Source organism: Pseudoalteromonas arctica (genome assembly GCF_012927645.1).
Classification (GTDB): domain Bacteria; phylum Pseudomonadota; class Gammaproteobacteria; order Enterobacterales; family Alteromonadaceae; genus Pseudoalteromonas; species Pseudoalteromonas arctica_A.
Genome location: NZ_JABBMT010000030.1, coordinates 21,054 through 44,190 on the forward strand (window position 1 = coordinate 21,054; position 23,137 = coordinate 44,190).

Annotated in this window: 19 protein-coding genes; 16 read left to right on the forward strand and 3 right to left on the reverse strand. The window is 40.7% G+C overall.

Annotated features, from left to right (window positions below; genetic code table 11):
* Positions 1–30: 30 nt before the first annotated feature.
* The 10 genes from HHO47_RS15430 (at position 31) to HHO47_RS15475 (ending at position 10,858) form a co-directional block, all read left to right on the forward strand.
* Positions 31–2,268, forward strand: a complete 2,238-nt coding sequence (locus HHO47_RS15430) for an ABC transporter permease subunit (protein ID WP_169021102.1) — start codon at positions 31–33, stop codon at positions 2,266–2,268.
* 14 nt (positions 2,269–2,282) lie between these two features.
* Positions 2,283–3,932 (forward strand): phosphate ABC transporter permease PstA, encoded by a 1,650-nt coding sequence (gene pstA / locus HHO47_RS15435; RefSeq protein ID WP_169021103.1) that lies wholly within the window; start codon positions 2,283–2,285, stop codon positions 3,930–3,932.
* A gap of 27 nt (positions 3,933–3,959) precedes the next feature.
* Positions 3,960–4,787 carry a phosphate ABC transporter ATP-binding protein PstB gene (gene pstB, locus HHO47_RS15440; protein ID WP_169021104.1) on the forward strand — a complete coding sequence of 276 codons (828 nt, stop codon included), beginning with the start codon at positions 3,960–3,962 and terminating at the stop codon, positions 4,785–4,787.
* A gap of 52 nt (positions 4,788–4,839) precedes the next feature.
* Positions 4,840–5,541, forward strand: coding sequence for a phosphate signaling complex protein PhoU (phoU, locus tag HHO47_RS15445; protein ID WP_169021105.1), 702 nt, complete (start codon positions 4,840–4,842; stop codon positions 5,539–5,541).
* Positions 5,542–5,712: 171 nt separating this feature from the next.
* Complete coding sequence (locus HHO47_RS15450) at positions 5,713–6,390, forward strand: TIGR00153 family protein (RefSeq protein ID WP_169021106.1); 678 nt, start codon at positions 5,713–5,715, stop codon at positions 6,388–6,390.
* 39 nt (positions 6,391–6,429) lie between these two features.
* Complete coding sequence (locus HHO47_RS15455) at positions 6,430–7,698, forward strand: inorganic phosphate transporter (protein ID WP_169021107.1); 1,269 nt, start codon at positions 6,430–6,432, stop codon at positions 7,696–7,698.
* Between the two features lie 92 nt (positions 7,699–7,790).
* Positions 7,791–8,711: a hydrogen peroxide-inducible genes activator gene (locus HHO47_RS15460; protein ID WP_169021108.1), complete on the forward strand. Its 921-nt coding sequence runs from the start codon at positions 7,791–7,793 to the stop codon at positions 8,709–8,711.
* Between the two features lie 101 nt (positions 8,712–8,812).
* Complete coding sequence (locus HHO47_RS15465) at positions 8,813–9,355, forward strand: sigma-70 family RNA polymerase sigma factor (protein WP_169021109.1); 543 nt, start codon at positions 8,813–8,815, stop codon at positions 9,353–9,355.
* Positions 9,348–9,938 (forward strand): hypothetical protein, encoded by a 591-nt coding sequence (locus HHO47_RS15470; RefSeq protein ID WP_169021110.1) that lies wholly within the window; start codon positions 9,348–9,350, stop codon positions 9,936–9,938. Before HHO47_RS15465 ends, HHO47_RS15470 begins: the two co-directional genes overlap by 8 nt.
* Before the next feature lie 11 nt (positions 9,939–9,949).
* Positions 9,950–10,858 carry a hypothetical protein gene (locus HHO47_RS15475; RefSeq protein WP_169021111.1) on the forward strand — a complete coding sequence of 303 codons (909 nt, stop codon included), beginning with the start codon at positions 9,950–9,952 and terminating at the stop codon, positions 10,856–10,858.
* Between the two features lie 54 nt (positions 10,859–10,912).
* On the opposite strand, the gene HHO47_RS15480 is transcribed toward HHO47_RS15475, so the two are convergent.
* Complete coding sequence (locus tag HHO47_RS15480; RefSeq protein WP_169021112.1) at positions 10,913–11,137, reverse strand: hypothetical protein; 225 nt, start codon at positions 11,135–11,137, stop codon at positions 10,913–10,915.
* A 203-nt stretch (positions 11,138–11,340) separates the two neighbouring features.
* Positions 11,341–13,866 (reverse strand): EAL domain-containing protein, encoded by a 2,526-nt coding sequence (locus HHO47_RS15485; RefSeq protein ID WP_169021113.1) that lies wholly within the window; start codon positions 13,864–13,866, stop codon positions 11,341–11,343.
* A 167-nt stretch (positions 13,867–14,033) separates the two neighbouring features.
* Between HHO47_RS15485 and queA the strand changes: the two genes are divergently transcribed.
* The 6 genes from queA to HHO47_RS15515 all read left to right on the forward strand — a co-directional run bounded on the left by queA (position 14,034) and on the right by HHO47_RS15515 (position 21,589).
* Positions 14,034–15,065 carry a tRNA preQ1(34) S-adenosylmethionine ribosyltransferase-isomerase QueA gene (gene queA / locus HHO47_RS15490; RefSeq protein ID WP_169021114.1) on the forward strand — a complete coding sequence of 344 codons (1,032 nt, stop codon included), beginning with the start codon at positions 14,034–14,036 and terminating at the stop codon, positions 15,063–15,065.
* Positions 15,066–15,237: 172 nt separating this feature from the next.
* The gene (gene tgt, locus HHO47_RS15495; protein WP_169021115.1) at positions 15,238–16,365 is read left to right on the forward strand and encodes a tRNA guanosine(34) transglycosylase Tgt; all 1,128 of its coding nucleotides are present in this window, start codon (positions 15,238–15,240) and stop codon (positions 16,363–16,365) included.
* A 25-nt stretch (positions 16,366–16,390) separates the two neighbouring features.
* Entirely contained in the window at positions 16,391–16,723 is a 333-nt protein-coding gene (gene yajC, locus HHO47_RS15500; protein ID WP_169021116.1) for a preprotein translocase subunit YajC, read from the forward strand.
* Positions 16,724–16,745: 22 nt separating this feature from the next.
* Positions 16,746–18,605, forward strand: coding sequence for a protein translocase subunit SecD (gene secD / locus HHO47_RS15505; RefSeq protein ID WP_169021117.1), 1,860 nt, complete (start codon positions 16,746–16,748; stop codon positions 18,603–18,605).
* A 9-nt stretch (positions 18,606–18,614) separates the two neighbouring features.
* On the forward strand, positions 18,615–19,562 hold the full coding sequence (gene secF / locus HHO47_RS15510) for a protein translocase subunit SecF (protein WP_169021118.1): 948 nt from the start codon (positions 18,615–18,617) through the stop codon (positions 19,560–19,562).
* A 239-nt stretch (positions 19,563–19,801) separates the two neighbouring features.
* Positions 19,802–21,589: an EAL domain-containing protein gene (locus HHO47_RS15515; RefSeq protein ID WP_169021119.1), complete on the forward strand. Its 1,788-nt coding sequence runs from the start codon at positions 19,802–19,804 to the stop codon at positions 21,587–21,589.
* A gap of 195 nt (positions 21,590–21,784) precedes the next feature.
* Here the strand turns inward: HHO47_RS15515 and suhB are convergent, their stop codons facing one another.
* The gene (suhB, locus tag HHO47_RS15520) at positions 21,785–22,588 is read right to left on the reverse strand and encodes an inositol-1-monophosphatase (RefSeq protein ID WP_169021120.1); all 804 of its coding nucleotides are present in this window, start codon (positions 22,586–22,588) and stop codon (positions 21,785–21,787) included.
* Positions 22,589–23,137: the final 549 nt, after the last annotated feature.

Genomic DNA, 23,137 nt, shown 5'->3' on the forward strand with positions numbered 1-23,137 from the left:
TTCCCAACGTTAAGATTTATAGGTGTTTTGATGACTTCCAATCCGAATAAACCGTCTTTTAATGCGGATAGAAGCCGTCTATTTAAAGATCGGTTTGCCAAATTTAGCATTACCGCTGGCGGTATCATGGTATTAATAGCTTTGTTATTGATATTTTTCTATTTATTGTATGTCGTGCAACCTATTTTTGAGTCAGCGAAAGTAGAAATGCGTGATAGCTTTGCGCTTAGCAATGCTGAAGAAATTGTCGGCCTAGGTGTGGAGGAGCAAAGTGAAGTTGCTTTTTTACTGAATAAGGAAGGGGAGGTTGATTTTTACAGTGTTGAAATAAAAGGTTTTGGTCAAAAGCTGGCTAGCTTAGCTGTGCCACTTGATAGCGAAGTGAGTAGTTTTGCAACAAGTGCACCATTTCAAGGGCATTACGCATACGGACTAGAAAATGGATCTGTAGTTTTAGTTGCCCCTAAATTCTTAGTTACCTTTCCTAATAACGAACGTAAATTAACACCTCGCTTAGGTTATCCGTTGGGTGAAGATAAACCATTACAAGTTGATATTGATGGCGCAGCAATTAAACAGTTTGCCTTTAGTCATTATGAAGATAAAACGGCTGTTGTGGCAGTTACTGCTGATAAACGTATAATTTTTAGCAGTTTTGTCTCAGAAGAAAATATGTTCAGCGGTGAAGTCGAATGGGTTGTTGAACGCACTGAGCTTGATGTTGAGGGGCGTGTTGACCAATTGTTAATGTCGCCAGATACCACCCGCATTTTTGTGCGCTCAGCAAATCAAATTTATATTTACGATACTCGCAATCCAAGTGAGGTTGAGCTGATCCAAATACTGGCAGCTAATGAAGAAAATGCCAATTTGGTTTCAGCGCAATTATTAGCCGGTGCTAACTCGCTGATGTTAGCGAATGATAATGGTGAAGTTTCGCAGTGGTTTGAAATTAATACTGACGATGGCCGTGAGTATCAAAAAATACGCGGGTTTGAAACCGCAAAGCAGCCTAAGTTAGATATATTTACTGAGTTTTATCGTCGTACTTTCTTTACCACTAGCAGCAACGGCGAATTAGGTGTTTATTACACCACCAGTGAAGCAAAGCTTTGGCAGGGTAAAATTAGTGAAGGGCCGATTGAAAACTTTGCCATTGCACCTCGCTCAAATGCAGCGCTTATCTTAGCGGATAATAAACTGATCGTTGTTGAAGTTCATAATGAACACCCAGAGGTGACTTGGTCGGCTTTATGGCAAGAAGTATGGTATGAGGGTTACCCGGAGCCCGGTTATATTTGGCAATCAACGTCTGCCGGTGATGACTTTGAAGCTAAATTCTCTTTAGTGCCAATTTCATTCGGAACTATAAAAGCGGCTTTATATGCGATGCTATTTGCAGTGCCGATTGCACTTTCTGCGGCAATTTACACCGCTTATTTTATGTCTGGTTCATTGCGAAAAGTAGTTAAACCAACTGTTGAAATTATGGAAGCATTACCAACTGTAATTTTAGGGTTCTTAGCAGGTTTGTGGCTTGCGCCGTTGATAGAGGAGCATTTACCCGCGATTGTTGGCCTGTTATTCATGCTGCCGCTGGGTATTTTGGCAACCGCATTTGGTTGGACTAAAGTACCACAAAGCATTCGCCATCGCGTTCCTGATGGGGCTCATTCAATCTTACTGATTCCAGTACTGCTGTTAATTGGCTGGTTGGCGTTTGCAATGAGTGGTGCAATAGAGCTTTGGATGTTTGACGGTAATGTACGTCAATATCTGACCAATGAATTAGGGATGACATTTGACCAACGTAATTCACTTGTGGTGGGTATTGCGATGGGGTTTGCGGTTATTCCGACCATTTTCTCTATCGCAGAAGATGCGGTGTTTAGTGTGCCTAAGCATTTATCAAACGGTTCATTAGCGCTAGGTGCAACACAATGGCAAACCTTGGTTAGTGTGGTGTTATTAACCGCCAGCCCTGGTATTTTCTCTGCGGTGATGATGGGCTTAGGCCGTGCCGTAGGTGAAACGATGATTGTACTAATGGCTACGGGTAATACACCAATAATGGATTGGAGTATTTTTCAAGGTATGCGTACTTTGGCCGCTAATATTGCAGTAGAAATGCCAGAATCAGAAGTGGGTAGTTCACACTATCGAATTTTATTCTTAGCCGCTTTTGTATTGTTCATATTCACCTTTATTTTCAACACAATTGCTGAGTTTGTGCGTCAGCAGTTGCGTGATAAATACAGCTCGATGTAAGTGGGAGACAAGACATGTTAAAGCAGTGGTTTAAGTCAGGCTCTCCTTGGATATGGATGACAGGTGGTGCAGTAAGTATCAGTTTGATTTCTGTCTTAGGATTATTGGCAATGATTGCTTGGAAAGGGTTGAGCTTTTTCTGGCCATCACAGGTTGTGCAATTGGAGTTGCAAGGTTCTGTTGCACAGCAAACTGTAATTGGTGAAATTTATGATCGTGAAATGGTGTCTAAGTCTCGTCTTGAGGCAACCGGTGTTGATTTATCTGGTTATGATAAAGAGCAACTAGAGCGTTATTTAATTAAAACCGGTAACCGTGAATACGTTGATTTAGATTTTCGTTGGGTAATAGAAACTGACATAAAATCAAATACAATGCCTGCGGCTATCGCTGTGTTTGAACGTAGTAAAAACGGTAATTTTTATGGTTACGTCGAGCAAGTAATAAAAGACGGCCAAGTGATCACTAATAATAAAACGGAAGTATTAGAAAAATTAGTTGAACGTGCCGTTGAGCTTAATGAGCAAGCGATTGATTTACAAAATGGTGATATTGGCCATATTAACTATCAATTAGAGCGTTTACGTTTACAAGAAAAGGCGTATTTACTCGATGATGCTCTGACCGATGAGCGAGTGGCTGAGCTTGCACAACAACGTGCGGATCTAAGAGCTGATTATGGCGTGCTTGAAAAGCAATTGTTTGCACTACGTAAACAAGCTAAGCGTGATCAGGTAACCGTAAAAGATATGCGTGGTGAAATTGTTACTTTGCCTTTATATCAGGTGTTAGATTTTTGGTTTCCTAATGACATGAGCTTTGTTGCAAAGTTGGGTCACTACTTTGTGCAACTAGGTAAATTTGTTGCGGATGACCCACGTGAAGCTAATACAGAAGGCGGTGTATTCCCTGCAATCTTTGGTACTGTTTTTATGGTAATGTTGATGGCTGTAATTGTGACGCCGTTTGGAGTTGTGGCAGCTATTTATTTGCATGAATATGCAGCGAAAAATGCAGTGACAAAGATGATTCGTATCGCGGTAATTAACTTGGCCGGTGTACCTTCAATTGTTTACGGTGTATTCGGCTTAGGTTTCTTTGTTTATGTATTAGGTGGTAGTTTGGATCAATTGTTTTATCCTGAAGCTGCACCTAGTCCTGTATTTGGTACTCCGGGCGTTATGTGGTCCGCATTAACACTTGCTATTTTGACGCTTCCTGTTGTAATTGTATCAACCGAAGAAGGCTTATCACGTATCCCAAGTACGGTTCGTCATGGTTCTTTAGCGCTGGGTGCAACGAAATTTGAAACTTTATGGCGTATTATCGTGCCAATGGCAAGTCCAGCAATTATGACTGGTTTAATATTAGCGGTAGCGCGTGCTGCCGGCGAAGTGGCGCCATTGATGCTTGTGGGTGTGGTGAAAATGGCACCGACATTACCGCTTGATGGTAACTTCCCGTATTTTCATCTAGATCGAAAGTTCATGCACTTAGGTTTTCATATATACGATGTTGGCTTTCAAAGCCCAAATGTTGAAGCGGCGCGTCCGCTAGTGTATGCCACTGCATTCTTATTGGTATCAGTAATCATTACACTGAATATCACAGCGGTAGGCATACGTAACCATTTACGTGAAAAATTTAGATCGCTTGATCAATAATTAGTAAAGATTCTATAGGTAAAAAATATGATTACAGTCGCTCCACAAGTAACCCAATCAAGCACGAGTTTGAAATTGGATTTAGACAATTTAAGCACCGAGCAAACGGCACTTGAGATCAAAAACTTAGATCTTTACTATGGTGAAAAACAAGCACTTAGTTCAGTGAATATGAATATTCCAAAAGGGCAAGTTACAGCATTTATCGGGCCATCTGGCTGCGGTAAATCTACGCTATTACGTTGTATTAATCGTATGAACGATTTGGTTGATAGTTGCCGTATTGAAGGTGAAATTTTACTACACGGACAAAATATCTATGATAAAAAAGTAGATGTCGCCGCGCTACGTCGTAATGTTGGTATGGTATTTCAGCGTCCGAATCCGTTTCCTAAATCAATCTACGAAAATGTGGTTTATGGCCTACGCTTACAAGGTATCAAAGAAAAGCGTAAATTAGATGAAGTGGTTGAACGCTCACTGCGAGGTGCTGCGTTGTGGGATGAAGTAAAAGATAGACTTCACGATAGCGCTTTTGGTTTGTCAGGTGGTCAGCAGCAACGCTTAGTGATTGCACGCTCTATCGCTATTGAGCCTGAAGTATTATTACTCGATGAGCCAACATCAGCATTGGATCCTATTTCAACACTGGTAATTGAAGAGCTCATCAACGATTTAAAAAATAAGTTTACCGTTGTTATCGTAACCCATAACATGCAACAAGCAGCGCGGGTTTCTGATCAAACGGCCTTTATGTACATGGGTGAATTAATAGAGTACTCAGATACCAATACGTTATTTACTACCCCAACAAAAAAGAAAACGGAAGATTATATAACTGGTCGTTATGGCTAGGCTGAGCAAAGTTGTTTGCGGGTGACGTTAACAATTTGAAAGAGGGTAAACAATGGAACACAATATTAACAAGCATATTTCTGGCCGCTTTAATCAAGAGCTAGAAAACGTTCGCAACCATGTATTAAGCATGGGAGGCTTAGTTGAGCAGCAACTTAATAGTGCACTTGATGCGGTAAGTAATGGTGATGCTGAGTTAGCGCGTAAAGTACGAGAAAACGACTATAAAGTAAATGCTATGGAAGTAAATATAGATGAGGAATGTACGCGTATTATTGCTCGTCGCCAACCGGCTGCAAGCGATTTACGATTAGTGGTCGCGATAGCTAAAACCATTGCTGATTTAGAACGAATTGGCGATGAGGCTAAGCGTATTGCTAAAGTTGCTTTAGATTCATTGACTAAAGATCAGCAATATTTATTTGTTAGCATCGAAAGTATGGGTCGTCTAGTTTCAAAAATGCTGCATGATGTATTAGATGCTTTTGCACGTATGGATGTACAAAAAGCATTTGAAGTACATAAAGAAGATGACAAGGTTGACCGTGAGTATGAAGTAATTACTCGTCAAATTATGACCTATATGATGGAAGATCCACGTTCAATTCCAAAAATTATGAATTTAGTCTGGTCAGTTCGTTCATTAGAGCGTATTGGTGATCGTTGTCAAAACATCTCTGAATACATTATTTACTTTGTTAATGGAAAAGATATTCGTCATACATCTCAAGAAGATATAGAAAAGTCACTATAGACTTTTTGATACTGTGTTGTTTTATTAAAGCGGCCAATGGTCGCTTTTCATGTTTTCGTTATAATTATAATGTTGTAGCGGTTGCTGTGAAGTAATAAAGGCATTCACAATCGCGGTGAATGCTGTAAAATTCATGCCGCAAGCATACTTCATTTGATTTAAGGGTCAATTATGCCTACAAACGCATTTTTAGGGGTATTCGCAAAATCTCCTATTAAGCCAATGGAAGATCACATCAAGAAGGTGCATCAAGCAAGCAAAGCTTTGATCCCTTTTTTCAATCATGTATTTAAAGAAGAGTGGCAACAAGCAGAAGAAATTCGCTTGAACATTCGTACTTTAGAACGTGAAGCCGACGACATGAAAAGAAATATACGTTTACAGTTACCGCGCGGTTTATTTATGCCGGTAGAGCGTACAGATCTGCTCGAACTTGTCACCCAGCAAGATAAAATTGCCAATAAAGCAAAAGACATTGCTGGTCGTGTTATTGGTCGTGAGATGACCATACCAAAAGAAATTCAAGCTGATTTTCTAGCTTATGTAACTCGTTGTGTCGATGCAACTAAACAAGCATCAAATGCAATTAATGAGTTAGATGAGTTACTAGAGACTGGTTTTAAAGGTCGTGAAGTGACCTTAGTCGAAAAAATGCTCGTAGAATTGGATGCAATTGAACAAGACACGGATGAAATGCAAATCAAAATACGTCGCCAGTTACGTGACGTCGAAGATGAACTCAATCCTGTTGATGTAATGTTTTTATACAAAATCATCGAATGGGTCGGCGAACTGGCAGATATTGCAGAGCGCGTGGGTTCGCGTCTTGAGCTGATGTTAGCTCGGTAATTTACACTCAGTTCAATAACGAAAGATTAGGGTTACACAATGGATATCATTGCATCTTATGGCACGGTATTAATTTTAATTGCCGCAGCAGTCGGTTTTTTTATGGCTTATGGTATTGGCGCGAATGATGTTGCTAATGCGATGGGCACATCGGTAGGTTCAAAAGCATTAACCATTAAACAAGCAATTTTTATTGCGATGATTTTTGAATTTGCAGGCGCTTACTTAGCTGGCGGCGAAGTAACATCGACAATTCGTAAAGGAATTATCGATTCTACGCCGTTTCTAGACCTTCCAGAACTTATGGTATTAGGGATGATCTCGGCATTATTTGCAGCGGGTAGTTGGTTGCTAATAGCTTCATTCTTAGGTTGGCCGGTATCAACCACGCATTCAATTATTGGCGCTATCATCGGATTTGCCTTAGTTGCAGTTGGCAGCGAAGCGATTCAGTGGGACAAAGTTGCAGGTATTGTGGGGAGTTGGATTGTAACCCCAGCGATTTCAGGGTTTATTGCCTACTTAATCTTTATGAGTGCGCAAAAGTTAATTTTTGACACTGAGGCGCCACTTAACAATGCCAAACGCTATGTGCCTATTTATATGGGTCTAGCGGGCTTTATTATGTCTTTAGTAACCATCAAGAAAGGTTTAAAGCACATTGGCATCAACTTAGGTGCTGTTGAAGGTTATGCATTAGCAATCGGTATTGCTGTTATTGTTGGTATAATTGGTAAAATCGTTATTTCTCGGTTGAAGATTGATCCAAATGCCGATAAGAAAATGCAATTTAATAATGTTGAGAAAGTATTTGCTATCTTAATGGTATTAACCGCATGTTGTATGGCATTTGCTCATGGCTCAAATGACGTTGCAAATGCCATTGGTCCACTAGCGGCCGTTGCAAACATTGTTGAAAATAACGGTGAGATAGCTAAGCAAGCGACAATCGCATGGTGGATTTTACCACTGGGTGGGTTCGGTATTGTTGCAGGTCTTGCTATTCTAGGCAAAAAAGTAATTAAAACCATTGGTGAAGGCATTACGCATTTAACACCAAGTCGTGGCTTTGCTGCAGAATTAGCTGCTGCTTCTACAGTTGTAATTGCATCGGGAACAGGCTTACCAATTTCTACTACACAAACCTTAGTTGGCGCGGTACTAGGAGTCGGTATGGCACGTGGAATTGCTGCACTTAATATGGGTGTGATCAGAAACATTGTAGTTTCTTGGGTAATTACATTGCCAGTTGGCGCTGCCCTTGCTATTGTTATTTTCTATATACTGAGAACTGCCTTTGGAGTTTAAATCCAGCAGTCTTTAAGCATTACAGACTTTTAGCTTGAAAAGATCTCAACGCCCTTGGTGTTGGGGTCTTTTTATTTGTGGGTACATAAAGTATGACAAACTTACCAAGTATTAAACAACTGCAGTATTTGTTGGCTGTTCATCAACATCAGCATTTTGGCCGTGCGGCAAGCGCTTGTTTTATTGGTCAATCAACACTCAGCAGTGCAATTCAAACCCTTGAAGAAATATTGGGCTGCCAACTTATCGAACGTGAAAATCGCAGTCTTATGTTTACCGCTATAGGTGAAGATGTCGTACAGCGAGCCCGTAAAATTATTGATGATACGCTCAGCGTTAAAGAACTCACAAAAAGTCATTTAAGCCCACTAAGTGGTAAGTTAACGTTAGGGGTGATCCCGACTATTGCTAGTTTTATTGCGGCACCTTTGTATCAGCTTAGTCAGCAACAGTTTACTGATTTAGAGTTAGTGCTGAATGAAGATACTAGCGACAGCCTGTTAGATAAACTCGAACACGGCCATATCGATATGGCACTATTGGCACTCCCTTATGATACTGATAAATTTCACACTCAAGTCCTCGCGCAAGATCACTTTTGCTTAGTACATCATAAAGACTATTTACCTGCTAAGAATATAGAAGATTTTAACTTGTTGCCGAAAGCCAGCGTGTTCTTATTAGAGCGAGAGCATTGTATGACTGGGCACGCACTTAGTGCTTGTAATTTAAATCGCTCAAGCTGTATCAATCCGTTTGAAGCGGCGAGCTTACACACCTTACTTAGCATGGTTGAGCACCAGTTTGGTGTGACTTTCTTACCGCAAATGGCGATTAACGCAGGTATTTTAGCGACCAAAAACATGCTTGCCACCCCCTCACAAAATGACGCATACCGCGATATTGGCATTTTATGGCGCAAAACGACCGGTCGTATCCGAGATTTTCGTTTATTTAGCCAAATGCTAGAAAGCTTTTTGAAGCAACAGTGCCGTTTAACGACGGATGAATAGCTCATTTAGATGAGCTTTTTAATTTATTTTTATCTTTTCCAAACTATCTGCTTCAATCTATCGACTAACCTCATAAGTAAAATAACTAAGCATCGAGAACCGTGTTTTTTCAATCAATAGAAACATTAATCGCCAAAGCACAGCAAGGAAATAAACGCGCCTGGATCAAGCTGGTTAAACAGCATGAAAGCCAAGTTTATAATTATTGCTTGCGGATGCTCAGCAACCCTGATGATGCTATGGATTTAATGCAAGAGGTGTTTATTTCGGTGTTTAAAAGTTTGCCAAGTTTTCGTGGTGAATCAAGTTTTAATACCTGGGTATTCCAGATAGTGCATCGGCGTAGCGTTGAGTATTATCGTCGTCGCAAACATTTTCAGAGCCTAGATGAAGTACCTGAATTGACATGTGAACGCAGCGAGCTGGAGAGTAATCAGTTAGTGCAAGTTGAACATCAGCAATTAAAAACGATGTTAAATAACTTACCGTGGGAGCAACGCTTAGTGGTTGAGCTAAAATTTTTCCAACATTGCACCTTTGAAGAGATTGCAGATCAACTTGATATTTCCACAAATACAGCCAAGTCACGGTTATACAGTGCATTAGGCAAGTTAAAAGTTCATTTGGAGGCCGTTGATGGCTAATTTAGATTCACTTTTTGAGCAATGGTTAGAGGGTAATGTTTTAAGTGATACGCAATTACAGCAGCTTGAAAATGATCCCGAATACCATGCACTGATGAGCCAAGCACAAGTCTGGCAGCAACATAGTCGCGAATATAAAACAGTGCCTGTACCAATCTGGGATCGCCAATCAACAATATCGCAGCTAACACCTAGGCGTGTGTTTAGTGCTGCTGGAACGTGGGTGGTTGTAGCATCAGTACTGGTTTGTTCGCTAGTCTTTTTAGTTATGCCAAAGCAACCAGTGTCAGAATTACTGGATCAGGTCGCGAAGCAAACGCAGTTATTAGACTCACAGCAAAAGCAAATTGATCAACTACAAAAAATTATCACGGCACAAAATGAATTACAGCAGCAGCACATGTATCAACTCACTAAAGAGGCTATTTCTACAGGACGAGTTGAACGCCAAGAAGACCTTAATAGCTTACTTAGCTATATCAAAACCCAACGAGCTCAAGATCAAGCGTATCTGCGGATACAGCTAAACGACTTAGCTGAACAAGTACAAGAGCAGCCAATGGCTGCTATTGCGAAAAACTAGGAGTAAAGATCATGAATAAACAATTTATAAGTAGTGTTATAATTGCGGTTATTGGTTGTACAGCTGGCAATCTACAGGCAAGCCCCTCTACCGAATTGGCTGCTATCCAGCGCGAAGTTAGTATTATGGAAAATATTTTAAGCAGCGCCTTAAAACAGGATACGGGTAAACAGATCCACGTAAGTTCGGCTAACTATTTTGTTGGTCAAGGTGTGGTATTTGAGTTGGATATGCGAGGTGCAAACCGTTCGCTGACAATTTTTAGTAATGGGCTAAATGCACCGTTGCCCACTGTACCTGAGATTAATCTTTCAAACAGGAGTATTGAACTCGTTAGTAATCAAATTGAAGTCATTAGTAGTGAGCAGGGCATTAAACCATCAGAAGAGACCTACCAACAAGCGATGTTAGTTAGGCGCGAAGGTGCACAGAGAATACAGGACATTGCAGAGCAAGAGCGTGATGTTGGACGAAAACTACGGAATTTAGAGCGTGAAAAGCGAGATTTAGAATTTGCCAGCCGCCATGATAATAGTGCCGAAGCAAAACAGCTTGAACAACGTAAAAAAGCGCTGGAAAAAAGTATCGCGGAGCTGGAAAAAAAGCAAACTACACTCACCAAACAGCAACAACAGCTACGTCAAGATATCAATGAAAAACAAGCAAAGCGTGAACAACAACATGCTGCAGAGCAACAACAGTTACTTGAACAAATAAGTACAAGTATCAGCCTTACCTTATGTGATTACGGTAAGGGTTTGCGTAGTTTACCCAACGACGAATATGTTAATTTTGCTCTTAAAGGATTTGGTAATGAAAATACGAGCTTAATTAAAGTGTTTGATAAATCAGATATTAAAAAGTGTGTCGCCGGCGATATCAAAGCCAGCGAATTGGCTAAAAAAGCTATTACCTATTAATTTTAATTAACTGAGCTCAATTAATAACTTGTTCCTGACCAACAAGCAGCCGCGTTATAAAGGCTGCTTTTCGTTATGTCCTTCATATTCAAATTGTTTATTGAATGGCGTAATATCTGGCAAAAATAACAAATAAACCCACACCACTAAGTTAAAGTAAGGGATCAAACCTAAGCAGGTAAAAGTTACAGCAGGGTAACCTTTAATATTGGCATATCGATAGCATTGGTAAGTTATCCCTAGGTTTACCGCTAGTAGTAACACGATTAATTGCATCATAATTCACTCCATAAATTGACAATTACACTAAGAACAATATGTTATCTGCTCAGTAGTATGTTGCTATGATTTGACGATGTCACGAAAAATTTTGATTATCATCATAATCGCAAGACATTTGTCGCCCAATGAGCAAAGTATAGATGAGTTATCACAAGATGGAAGTAAAAAAACGCGTAGATTTATATGAAAAGCCCGCTATTTTAGCTAGGTGGTTGTTCGTAAAAAGTTTTGTTTTGATAAATTTTTTGTAACTGATGTTTGATTTTTTCTACGGGCACTGGGCGTGAAATAAAGTAGCCTTGGCCATAATCAACATCTATTTCTTTTAGTGCTAAAAAGATCTCTTTATTTTCAACATACTCAGCAACCGAGCGTTTATCTAATGAACGGCTAATATCGTTTATCGCTTTAACTAACGCTAAATCGATAGGATCGTTGAGCATATCTCTAACAAACGAACCGTCTATTTTTACGTGTTGTGCAGGGAGCTGCTTGAGATAATTAAAGGTACTGAACCCGGTGCCAAAGTCATCAATTGAGAAATGACAGCCTAAGTGATTTAGCTTTTCGATCATCGCACGAGTGGCAGTTAAATTATTGATACTGGCGGATTCGGTGATCTCAAAAATAACCTGGGTAGGGCTGACATCGCATTTTTCAAAGATCGACTCTATATGCGGTAATAGGCGTTCATCTAAAAACGATTGCGCCGATAGGTTTATCGCAACTTGATTTAGCTCAGGGTTAGCGGCAATAGCAGCAATAGCATTGCTGATCACGCATTGATCCATTAAGTAAGTGTCGTTCAATAATTCAAGTGACGGGATAAATTGGTTTGGATAAATCAGTTCACCGTCGAGTTTTAAGCGTAATAGTGCTTCAAAATAAGCTACACCGCCTTGTTTAAAGTCCCAAATTGGTTGGTAGTGTAACTCAATTAGATTTTGCTGTAGTGCTTGGCGAATGCTATGGCCCCACTCTAAACCTGCTTGCAAGGTGTTATGACTGGCATCTTCTTTAGAGTAACAATGAACCAAATTACGGCCTAAGCTTTTAGCAACGTACAAGGCAATATCAGCTTGTTTTAAGCATTCACTCGGATCATGGTTAGCTGCTGTTATTTGTGTTAAGCCAATTGAGCAGCTAATGGAATAAACTTGTTCTTCTGATTTAAACTGGTGGCCTTCAATGGCCATGCAAATACTTTCAGCTATCAAGTGCGCATCAAGCAAATTCATATTATTTAAGATCAGCGCAAATTCATCACCACCAATACGACATACTAAGTGTTCATTACTGATATTAGCGTTAAATAGTTGCGCAACCTCTTTCAAGACTATATCGCCTTGTTGATGGCCTTTACTGTCATTAATTATTTTAAAATGATCAAGGTCAATATAAATTAAAGCGTGCTCTATATCGCCATAAGTGCGCTGCGGCTGGCAAATCCGATTGAGTTGTTGATCAAAATAATAGCGGTTATGTAAACCAGTTAAAGTGTCATGTAAGGCTAAATGCCGCAGCTGTAATTCAGCTTGCTTGCGCTCATGGATATTATCGATGGTGGCGGTGATCGTCGCAGCATTACTGCTGTTTTTGATCAGCTGTAAGCGGCACTCAACCCAAATGGCTTGACCATTTTTATGAATAATTTGCACTTCAACTTGCTGTCGTAAGGCACCGCCATGCAAAATACTGCTAATTGTCTGCAGTAGTTTTTCTTTACAATCATTGATACAAAAATCAGAAAGTGCTTTGTTCAAAGTTTCTTTTATGCCAAATCCACTGAGCGCTTCCCAGGCAGGGTTAATAAAACGAATACGGCCTTGTTGATCAAATTCAAGCACCACAGTGTTAAGGTGTAATAGTATCCGCTGATGGGCTGAAAATAGCTCCTTATAACGGCTTTGACTTTGACTGAGCTGTTCTACTTTTAGAGCAAACTCGGCATAACTAACCATAAAATCTTCACGGCGCGCAGCATGGTCGCATACTTTACTTAATAAGGTTTGTTCATAAGGTGCGCGAATAAAATCAGTAACGCCTGAAAGCAACAGTTGTTCAGCATAATCAGCATCTTTTGTATCAATAATAGTTACAATGGCTTGCTTTGGGTTATGTTGTAAAATTGCTTCAACTAATTGACTGGCAGCTCCTGCGTGTGCAGCCGTTGCATCAAGTAATACAATGGCAAACTTTTGCTGTAAATAGATTGATAAAGCTTGTTTATTACTAGAAACATGGGTGCAGGCAAAGTTTAGCTGTAATTGTTGTGCTATTTCAGCCGCTTTGCCACTGTCGGTTTCGAGCAGCAATAAGTCTAAACGACTGCTTTTTTCTAAATGCGTTGACAACACATTTGCCAATACCTGTGGCAGCATATCTTGGCGTTCAAATGGTAATACCGCATCTATGCCATAACTGCGTGCTGTCGTTTCAGCTATTCGCTCACAATAGATCGGCGGAGTTAGTACAATTGGTGTGTTTTTTGGGGTTTTTAATAACCCTGAACGGATCATCCGAGAAAATCGCCAGCCATCTATTTTACCAATATTAAGGCCGGTAATAATCACATCAACAGCTTGGGATTTGAGAATTTCGAGGGCTTGCTGGCTATCGGCTACTTCAAGGAAAGTAAATACATTGAGTCGATTTAAGGTTGACTTAACAGCCTGACGCTCAGCGACACTGGCGTTTAAGATCAGCAAACTTAGTTGCTTAGCCATTATGTCATACCTCTTTTAAGTACAGGTTTAATTAAGTTGATTAGAATAATGCCATTTACTAGGAACCACAAGAGAACATTGTCGGGTATTTTAATTAAAGCCGCTGGTTGAGCTAATAGCACGATACAGTTAAACTTGGCGCGACTTTTTTGATCTGGATATATTCTATGCGCGTGGCTGATTTTAGCTTTGACTTACCTGATGAATTAATTGCTCGTTTTCCTAAACAGGATCGAACAAGCAGTCGTTTACTAACTTTAGATGGCCCAAGTGGCGCTGTCGAGCATAAAATATTTAGCGATATTCTTGATTTAGTAAATGAAAATGACTTATTAGTATTTAACAATACCAAAGTGATCCCTGCTCGGATGTATGGCCAAAAAGCGTCGGGTGGCAAAGTTGAAGTGTTAGTGGAACGAGTGCTTGATGAGCATCGCGTACTGGCTCATGTACGTGCTAGTAAATCACCAAAACCAGGCACAGAACTTATTCTCGAAGGTAAAGCGCAGGCGACTATGGTGGGACGCCATGGCGAACTGTTTGAACTAGAGTTTAGCGATAGTCAAAATGTACTAGAAATTTTAAACGATATTGGCCATATGCCACTGCCTCCTTATATTGACCGTCCAGATACTGACGACGACCGCAAACGCTATCAAACCGTTTACGGTGAAAAACCTGGCGCGGTTGCAGCGCCAACTGCTGGTCTACATTTTGACGATACGCTCATGACAGCTTTGCAAGCCAAGGGCGTAAACATGGCATTTGTTACTTTGCATGTTGGCGCGGGCACATTCCAGCCGGTGCGCGTAGACTCGGTTGATGATCATATAATGCACTCAGAATATATTGAAGTACCTGATGATGTTGTTGCCGCAGTCGCAGCAACCAAAGCTAAAGGTGGACGAGTAATTGCGGTAGGCACAACCTCGGTACGTTCATTGGAATCAGCAGCTAAGATACATGGTGACCAATTAGCTAGCTACTTTGGCGATACGGATATTTTTATCTACCCAGGTTATCAATTTAATGTAGTTGATGCCATGGTGACTAATTTTCACTTGTCAGAATCAACGTTGATCATGTTGGTTAGTGCATTTGCTGGGCAAGATAATATTATGGACGCTTATCAAACTGCAATTGCACAAAAATACCGCTTTTTTAGCTACGGTGATGCGATGTTTTTAACCCGTAAATAGTTTTTCTATAAAAGCACTTAGAGCCCAGCCTAGCGTTGGGCTTTTTAGTTTTACTTTTTACACTTTTAATTATCGCTTTGAGCTCAATTAATAGTAATGGTTTTACAAAAAGGGTAGAATCGAGCGGTTAAATTATAGCTTGTTGGACTGTTTTTCTGACATTGAGGATGATATGAAGTTTGAATTAGACCGTACAGACGGTAAAGCCCGCCGTGGCCGCTTGATTTTTGACCGAGGCGTAGTCGAAACACCTGCATTTATGCCTGTAGGTACATACGGTACAGTTAAAGGCATGACCCCAGATGAAGTCAAAGATACTGGCGCGCACATTTGCCTTGGTAATACTTTTCACTTAATGCTGCGCCCTGGCACTGAAATCATCAAACAACATGGTGGTTTACATGGTTTCATGAACTGGGATCGTCCGATCCTGACTGATTCAGGCGGCTTCCAAGTGTTCAGTTTAGGCGCCATGCGTAAAATTTCTGAAGAAGGAGTATTATTTAGTTCGCCAGTCAATGGTGAAAAAATCATGCTCTCGCCAGAAAAAGCCATGCAAGTGCAACGCGAGCTAGGCTCAGATATCGTGATGATTTTTGACGAATGTACACCTTATCCTGCCACCGAAAAAGAAGCAAAAGATTCAATGGAGTTATCACTTCGTTGGGCTAAGCGTTCAAAAGAAGGTCACGGTGACAACCCATCAGCTTTATTTGGTATTATCCAAGGTGGTATGTACCCTGCGTTGCGTGCTCAGTCACAACAAGGTCTTGAAGAGATTGGTTTTGATGGTTACGCACTGGGAGGTTTATCTGTGGGTGAACCAAAGAATGAGATGATCAACATTCTTGACCACTGTGCCTATAAAATGCCAGAAAACAAACCGCGCTACTTAATGGGTGTAGGTAAACCAGAAGATTTAGTTGAAGCTGTGCGTCGCGGTATCGATATGTTTGACTGTGTAATGCCAACCCGTAATGCCCGTAATGGTCATTTATTTATAACCGGTGGCATTGTGAAAATCCGTAATGCAGTACATAAAACAGATATTTCACCACTTGATCCTGAGTGTGATTGCCATACCTGTAAAAATTATTCTCGCGCGTACCTACATCATCTTGATAAATGTAACGAAATTTTAGGTGCACGACTAAACACGATTCATAACTTACGTTATTATCAGCGTGTTATGGAAGGTTTACGTAATGCGATCAGTGCAGGTAAGTTAGATGAATTCGTAAATGATTTTTATGCACGCCGAGGCCAAGAAGTGCCAGAGCTTGCAGATACCACAAATTAAATTTTAAAAATTAAGAGGAAGAATTATGAGTTTATTTATTTCAAACGCCCACGCAAGTGCGGCAGCTCCAGCCGGCGGCGGTTATGAAATGTTAATTATGCTAGCTATTTTTGGCTTAGTATTTTATTTCTTAATTTACCGTCCGCAAGCTAAGCGCGTAAAAGAGCATAAAGCGCTAATGAATGCGATGGCTAAAGGCGATGAAGTGCTAACCCAAGGTGGCTTAGTGGGTAAAATCGCAAAAATCTCTGAAGATAAAGATTTCATTGTTATTTCACTTAACGATCAAGCAGAAGTGACTGTACAAAAGTCAGCTGTTTCAGCTGTATTGCCGAAAGGCACTATGAAGTCGCTATAATAATAAAAATAAGGATGCCCACGTGTTAAACAAGTTTCCAGTATGGAAGTATTTACTTGTTCTAGCTGTGATTGCGATAGGTCTTTTATACGCCTCTCCTAATTTGTATGGTCGCGATCCGGCCATACAAATTTCAGGCGCTAAAGGAACTGATGCAGATCTCAGTGTTGTAGATAAAGTAAATGCAACCTTCAAAGAGCACAACGTTACCGCTAAATCAGTTATTCTGGAAAGCGGCCAAGTACTGATCCGCTTTAAAAACGTTGAAGAGCAGCTTAAAGCGCAAGATTTATTGCGTGATTCGTTGAGTGACGATTATATCTCAGCCATTAATATGGCCCCGGCGCAGCCTCATTGGTTAAAAGCCCTTGGCGGTAATCCAATGAAATTGGGCTTGGATTTAAGTGGTGGTGTTCACTTTACGATGGAAATCGACATGGTAACAGCGATTGATAACGCGCTGGAACAAATGGATCAAGACTATAAAAGTGATTTACGTGAAGAAAAACTCCGCTATCGCACGGTACGTCGTGTAGCTGGTACTGAGCGTCTGCGTGTTGAAATGCGCAGCGCAGAAGATAAAGACGCAGCAGAGCGTTTTTTACAGTCACGCTACCCACTACATAACTACATTGATGATAGCTCTAACGATAACGCGTTTTATGCCACCATCAGCGAGCAAAAGCTCAAAGAAATTCGCGATTATGCGATCAAGCAAAACGAAACCATTATCCGTAATCGTATTAACCAAATCGGTGTTGCTGAGCCTAATGTACAACGCCAAGGTGCAGAGCGTATTATTGTGCAACTACCAGGTGTTCAAGATACCGCTCGTGCGAAAGAGATTTTAGGTGCTACAGCAACCCTTGAGTTTCGTGAAGTAGACGAAAATGCCGATCCAACGGCAGCAGCGCAAGGGCGTATTCCACCAGGTACAGAAATGATCATGAGCCGTGATGGCTACCCAGTGGTACTTAAAAAACGCATTATTCTCGAAGGCAGTCACATTACAGGTGCGCAATCGGGTGCCGATGAATACCAACGTCCGCAAGTAAGTATTAGCCTGGATAGCAAAGGCGGCGCGAAAATGAATGCTTTCACTAAACGTGCGATTGGTAAACGTATGGCCACGGTATTTATTGAATACAAGCCATCAGGTAAAACTGACGCAAATGGTAAAGCATTGCCACCCATTAAAGTGGAAGAAGTAATCAACGTAGCAACTATTCAAGCGCGTCTTGATCGTTCGTTCCGTATCACCGGTATTGATAACCCTGCAGAAGCGCATAATTTAAGTTTATTACTACGTGCTGGAGCACTTGTTGCGCCAATTCAAATTGTTGAAGAGCGCACGGTAGGGCCAAGCTTAGGTCAAGAAAATATTGAGGCCGGTATGACAGCGGTTGCTTTAGGCTTCCTGTTTGTATTGATCTTTATGTTAGTTTATTACAAAGGTTTTGGCTTAGTCGCTAACATTGCTTTAGCAGCTAACTTAGTATTGATTGTGGGTGTTATGTCGTTGATCCCAGGCGCCGCACTAACACTGCCAGGTATTGCTGGTATCGTACTAACGGTTGGTATGGCCGTTGATGCTAACGTACTTATTTTTGAACGTATTCGTGAAGAGCTGGCCGATGGCCGTAGCCCGCAACAGGCTGTTCATCATGGTTATGACAGTGCATTTAGTACTATTTTTGATGCTAATATCACTACCTTAATTGCTGCCGTTATTTTGTTTGCCGTAGGCACAGGCCCAATAGCTGGTTTCGCAGTGACACTAGCGATTGGTATTATCACCTCAATGTTTACAGCCATAGTTGGCACCCGTGCGGTGATCAATTTACTTATTGGCGGTAAACGAATTGATAAACTGTCGATTTAAGGAGCAGATATGCAAATTTTAAAATTAGGCGGCAGAACTTTAGGGTTTATGTCGCTGCGCAAAGTTGCTATAGGCATCTCTACATTACTGATACTTGCATCGTTTGCATCGTTCTTTGTTAAAGGCTTAAACTTTGGTTTAGACTTTACCGGTGGTACAGCGGTAGAAGTAGGCTTTGCTAAACCAGCAGATATTAAAAAAGTGCGCTCAGTACTTGCTGAAAATGGTTTTGCGGATGCATCAGTACAGTTATTTGGTTCAAGCCAAGAAATCTTAGTGCGTTTAGCGCCTCGTGGCGATGATGTTAAAGCGGAAGTGATTGGCAACCAAGTAATTGATGCACTTAAAAAAGCCGATGATAGCGTAGTAATGCGTCGCATTGAGTTTGTTGGCCCAAGTGTAGGTGAAGACTTAAAAGAGCAGGGTGGCCTTGCCATGTTAACTGCGCTTATTTGTATCTTGATCTATGTGGCATTTCGCTTTGAATGGCGTTTTGCGGTGGGCGCGGTGTCGGCGCTTTTGCACGACGTAATCATTACTTTAGGTTTGTTTTCAGCATTAGGCTTGGAGTTCGACTTAACCATATTGGCGGCAATACTGGCAGTAATAGGTTATTCACTGAATGATACCATTGTTGTATCTGACCGTATTCGTGAGAATTTCCGTAAAGTGCGCATCGACGATACTATTGAGATCATTGATATTTCATTAACGCAAACACTTAACCGTACTCTAGTAACTTCAATTACCACTATTTTAGTGTTAATTGCCTTGTTTGCTTGGGGTGGTCAAACTATTCATGGCTTTGCTACAGCGCTGCTATTTGGTGTGTTTATTGGTACTTATTCTTCAATTTATGTTGCCAGCGCGGTTGCGATTGCGATGGGTGTAAGTAAAGAAGACTTAATACCAGAAGTTATCGAAAAAGAAGGTGCAGACTTAGACGCTATGCCATAGATTATTAATCTAAGTTTACGTTTAAAAAGCCGCTCATTGAGCGGTTTTTTTGCTTTTCGACATGGCTACAGTAGGCGAGGCTTTATGCCGCGCAGCTTTAATTATTGTTAGCGGGTGTGATGGCAATAATTAAAGCTGAGCAAGCATTAAAGTAAATAACCTAAACTCTATTGCCATAAAAATGTCATGTCAGCTTGCTACTTTAACCGCCTCTGAATGACGTTATGAGTTATTGATAAGTGAGTGCTCAGCTAAGTATATTAGACAATATATTACGAAACAGTGAAATAACGACTCTGTTTCAACCCATCTTTGATATCGCTGGGCAGCAAATTTTAGGTTACGAAGCATTAAGTCGTGGCCCTAAAAATTGTGCTCTAGAGATGCCCAATGCGCTTTTTAGTGCTGCAATTGTGCACGATAAAATCTCAGAGCTTGAGTTGTTATGCCGTTCAAAAGCGATCGAAAATTTTGTAAGGCTAAACCTACAAGGCAAATTATTCTTAAATGTAAGTCCTAAAACCTTACTTGATCCCTGTCACCCGAAAGGTGAAACATTACACCTAATTAAGCAGTTTGGCTTGGCCGCTAATAGAGTGGTGATTGAAGTTACCGAACAAGAAAAGGTCGATGATGGCTTTTTATTGCTGAAAACAATTGCCCATTATCGACAACTTGGTTTTTCGATCGCCATCGATGACTTAGGTGCTGGCTATTCAGGATTAAAGCAGTGGTCAGAATTATGCCCTGACTATGTAAAAATTGATCGTTATTTTATTGATCATTGCGACGAAAGCGTGGTTAAAAAAGAATTTCTAAAATCAATTATAGAGTTAGCTAAAGTTACCAAAACAGGCGTGATTGCAGAGGGCATAGAGCGGGTTGAAGAGCTAAGTTTACTAGAGGGGCTTGGTATAGAGCATGCACAAGGCTTTTTGCTGGAACGACCAAGTTTAAAGCCCAGCTTAGCGTTTGACTCAGTGCAACTACAGCAATTAAGTTTTACCCCAGTTAATAATCAGTTTGAGCAATCAATGGCGATAGGTTGGTTAGCAATCGAACAAGATCCCATCGACAGGCATAGCCGTTGCAAAGATGCACATAATATTTTTGAAAAAGATAAATCGATTATCAGTATTGCGGTTGTGGATGAAAACTTGCGGCCGATTGGCTTATTACATAAAGATCAGCTGACAGAAGTATTTGCGGCTCATTATGGCCATGCTTTATACGACAAACAACCGGTAACAGCACTAATGCACAAGCAGCCCTTAGTGGTTGATGAAAATCAGCTACTTGATACTGTTAGCCAGAAAATCACCGAAAATGATTTTGATATTCGCCGTCATATTGTGATCACTCGCTCTGAGCAGTATTTAGGACTCGCGCCACTGCGAGATATTTTAAAACATATTACGGAAGATAAAATTCGTAACGCTCAGCATGCTAATCCACTTACTATGCTGCCGGGGAATGTTGCAATTAACGAAGCAATTGAGCATAGATTAAGAGTCAAACACAGCTTTGCTTTAGCTTATATCGATTTAAATCACTTTAAGCAGTTCAATGATTTATATGGCTACGCCAGTGGCGATAGCGTTATCAAATTATTGGCGGATGTCATCACCCAAGCTTGTAGTAATGTGCCCAGTTTTGTTGGTCATATTGGTGGTGATGATTTTATGGTGGTCTTTGATGGTGATGATGCGGCTACGGTATGTAACAGCATAATAACTGAGTTTGAGCTGAAATCTCGGGCATTTTTTACGCCAGAGCATATTGCCAGTGGTGGTTATTGGGCAACTAATCGTGAAGGTGAAAAGCAATTTGTACCTTTGCTTACTTTATCGATTGGGGTTGTTGAACCCGATCTAGAGCAGTGTACTAACAGCCATCAAATTGCGGCATTGGCAACCGATGCTAAAAAAGAAGCAAAACGCTATCGTCACAGCTATCTATTTTTATGTAAACGACGTGGTCCTGCTTTAGCGGTTGTGCGCTTAAGTCCAAAAAAACAAATCATATGAAATAATGTTAAGTAGGGCAAGTTTTACTTGAGTGCTTATTGCCCAGTGTGTAGCTTTACTGATATCAAGAGCAACTTAAAGGCCTTGCCATTTGAACCGCAAAACACTGTTGAGATCAAATTAGAGAACCCTTATTTTAATCATTAAAAAAGGAGCCTAGGCTCCTTTTAGTATCGATCTGATTATAATTCGCTATTAGCGAAGTAATGCTTCAGTTAACACAGGGCGAATTTCACGGATCATCGCTTGTGTTAATTTCGGTGCGCCACAGATAATATTACCGCTGTGATCGTAATTATTACCACCAGCAAAATCTACCACCATACCGCCAGCTTCTTTAACCATTAGTTCACCTGCAGCAGAGTTCCATGGTTTTAAACCAATTTCAAAGAAACCATCAACACGGCCAGCTGCCACGTATGCCATATCTAGTGCAGAACAACCGGCACGGCGAATATCCGCAGTGTGAACAAACAATGCTTTGAATGCTTCAGTATACGCATCCATATGGTGTTTGTTTTTGAATGGGAAACCAGTGGCAAGAACAGTACCTGAAAGAACGGTAGTTTTACTTACACGAAGACGTTTGCTATTTAGCTGTGCGCCTTGACCACGAGAAGCGGTGAAAAGCTCGCCACGAATTGGGTCGTAGATAACAGCTTGGTCTAGACGACCTTTAACTTTAAGTGCGATAGAAACCGCGTAATGAGGAATGCCTTTGATGAAGTTTGTAGTGCCATCAATAGGATCAACAATCCATTGGTAATCTGCATCTTTACCTACATGCTCACCTAGCTCTTCACCAACAATAGAGTGAGTAGGGTAAGATTGTAAAATAGTGTCGCGAATTACGGCTTCAGCTTCCTTATCAATATTCGTTACTAAATCATTAGTGCCTTTTTGTTGCACTTCAACTTTTGATAAGTCTTCACTGGCGCGAAGTAAAATTTTGCCTGCGTTACGCGCAGCGCGAACCGCAATGTTTAACATTGGATGCATGGTATTACCTTTGGGTTGTAAAAGAACGCGTATATATTTCTATATATTTCAGCCGGCGTATTCTAGCGGTTTTTGACACAAAGTAAACAATAAACCCCAAAAACATTTGAGTGTTTTTTGTACTTTCTTGAGTTGCAAGGTAAAAGTGGTAGGGGTTTTCAGTCAGCCGTCAGATCATACACATTTGCATTTTAAAGTTGTTGTTCCTATATTTTCCACGCCTGTGAAATGGACAATACAATGAATTTTGAGAACCTTGATGTATAGAAGCGCTCAGCAAGATATAAGTGCAGATATTTATAAACTTAGATCTATATAGGAATAGATATAAACTACATAAACAAAGATATTGGTTTGCAATAGATAAATGAAACTGTTGAGCAATCAAAAATGTTGACAGCCCTAAAGGCAAAAATCAAAATTGATAGCTGATAGCTGATAGCTGATAGCTGATAGCTGATAGCTGATAGCTGATAGCTGATAGCTGATAGCTGATAGCTGATAGCTGATAGCTGATAGCTGATAGCTGATAGCTGATAGCTGATAGCT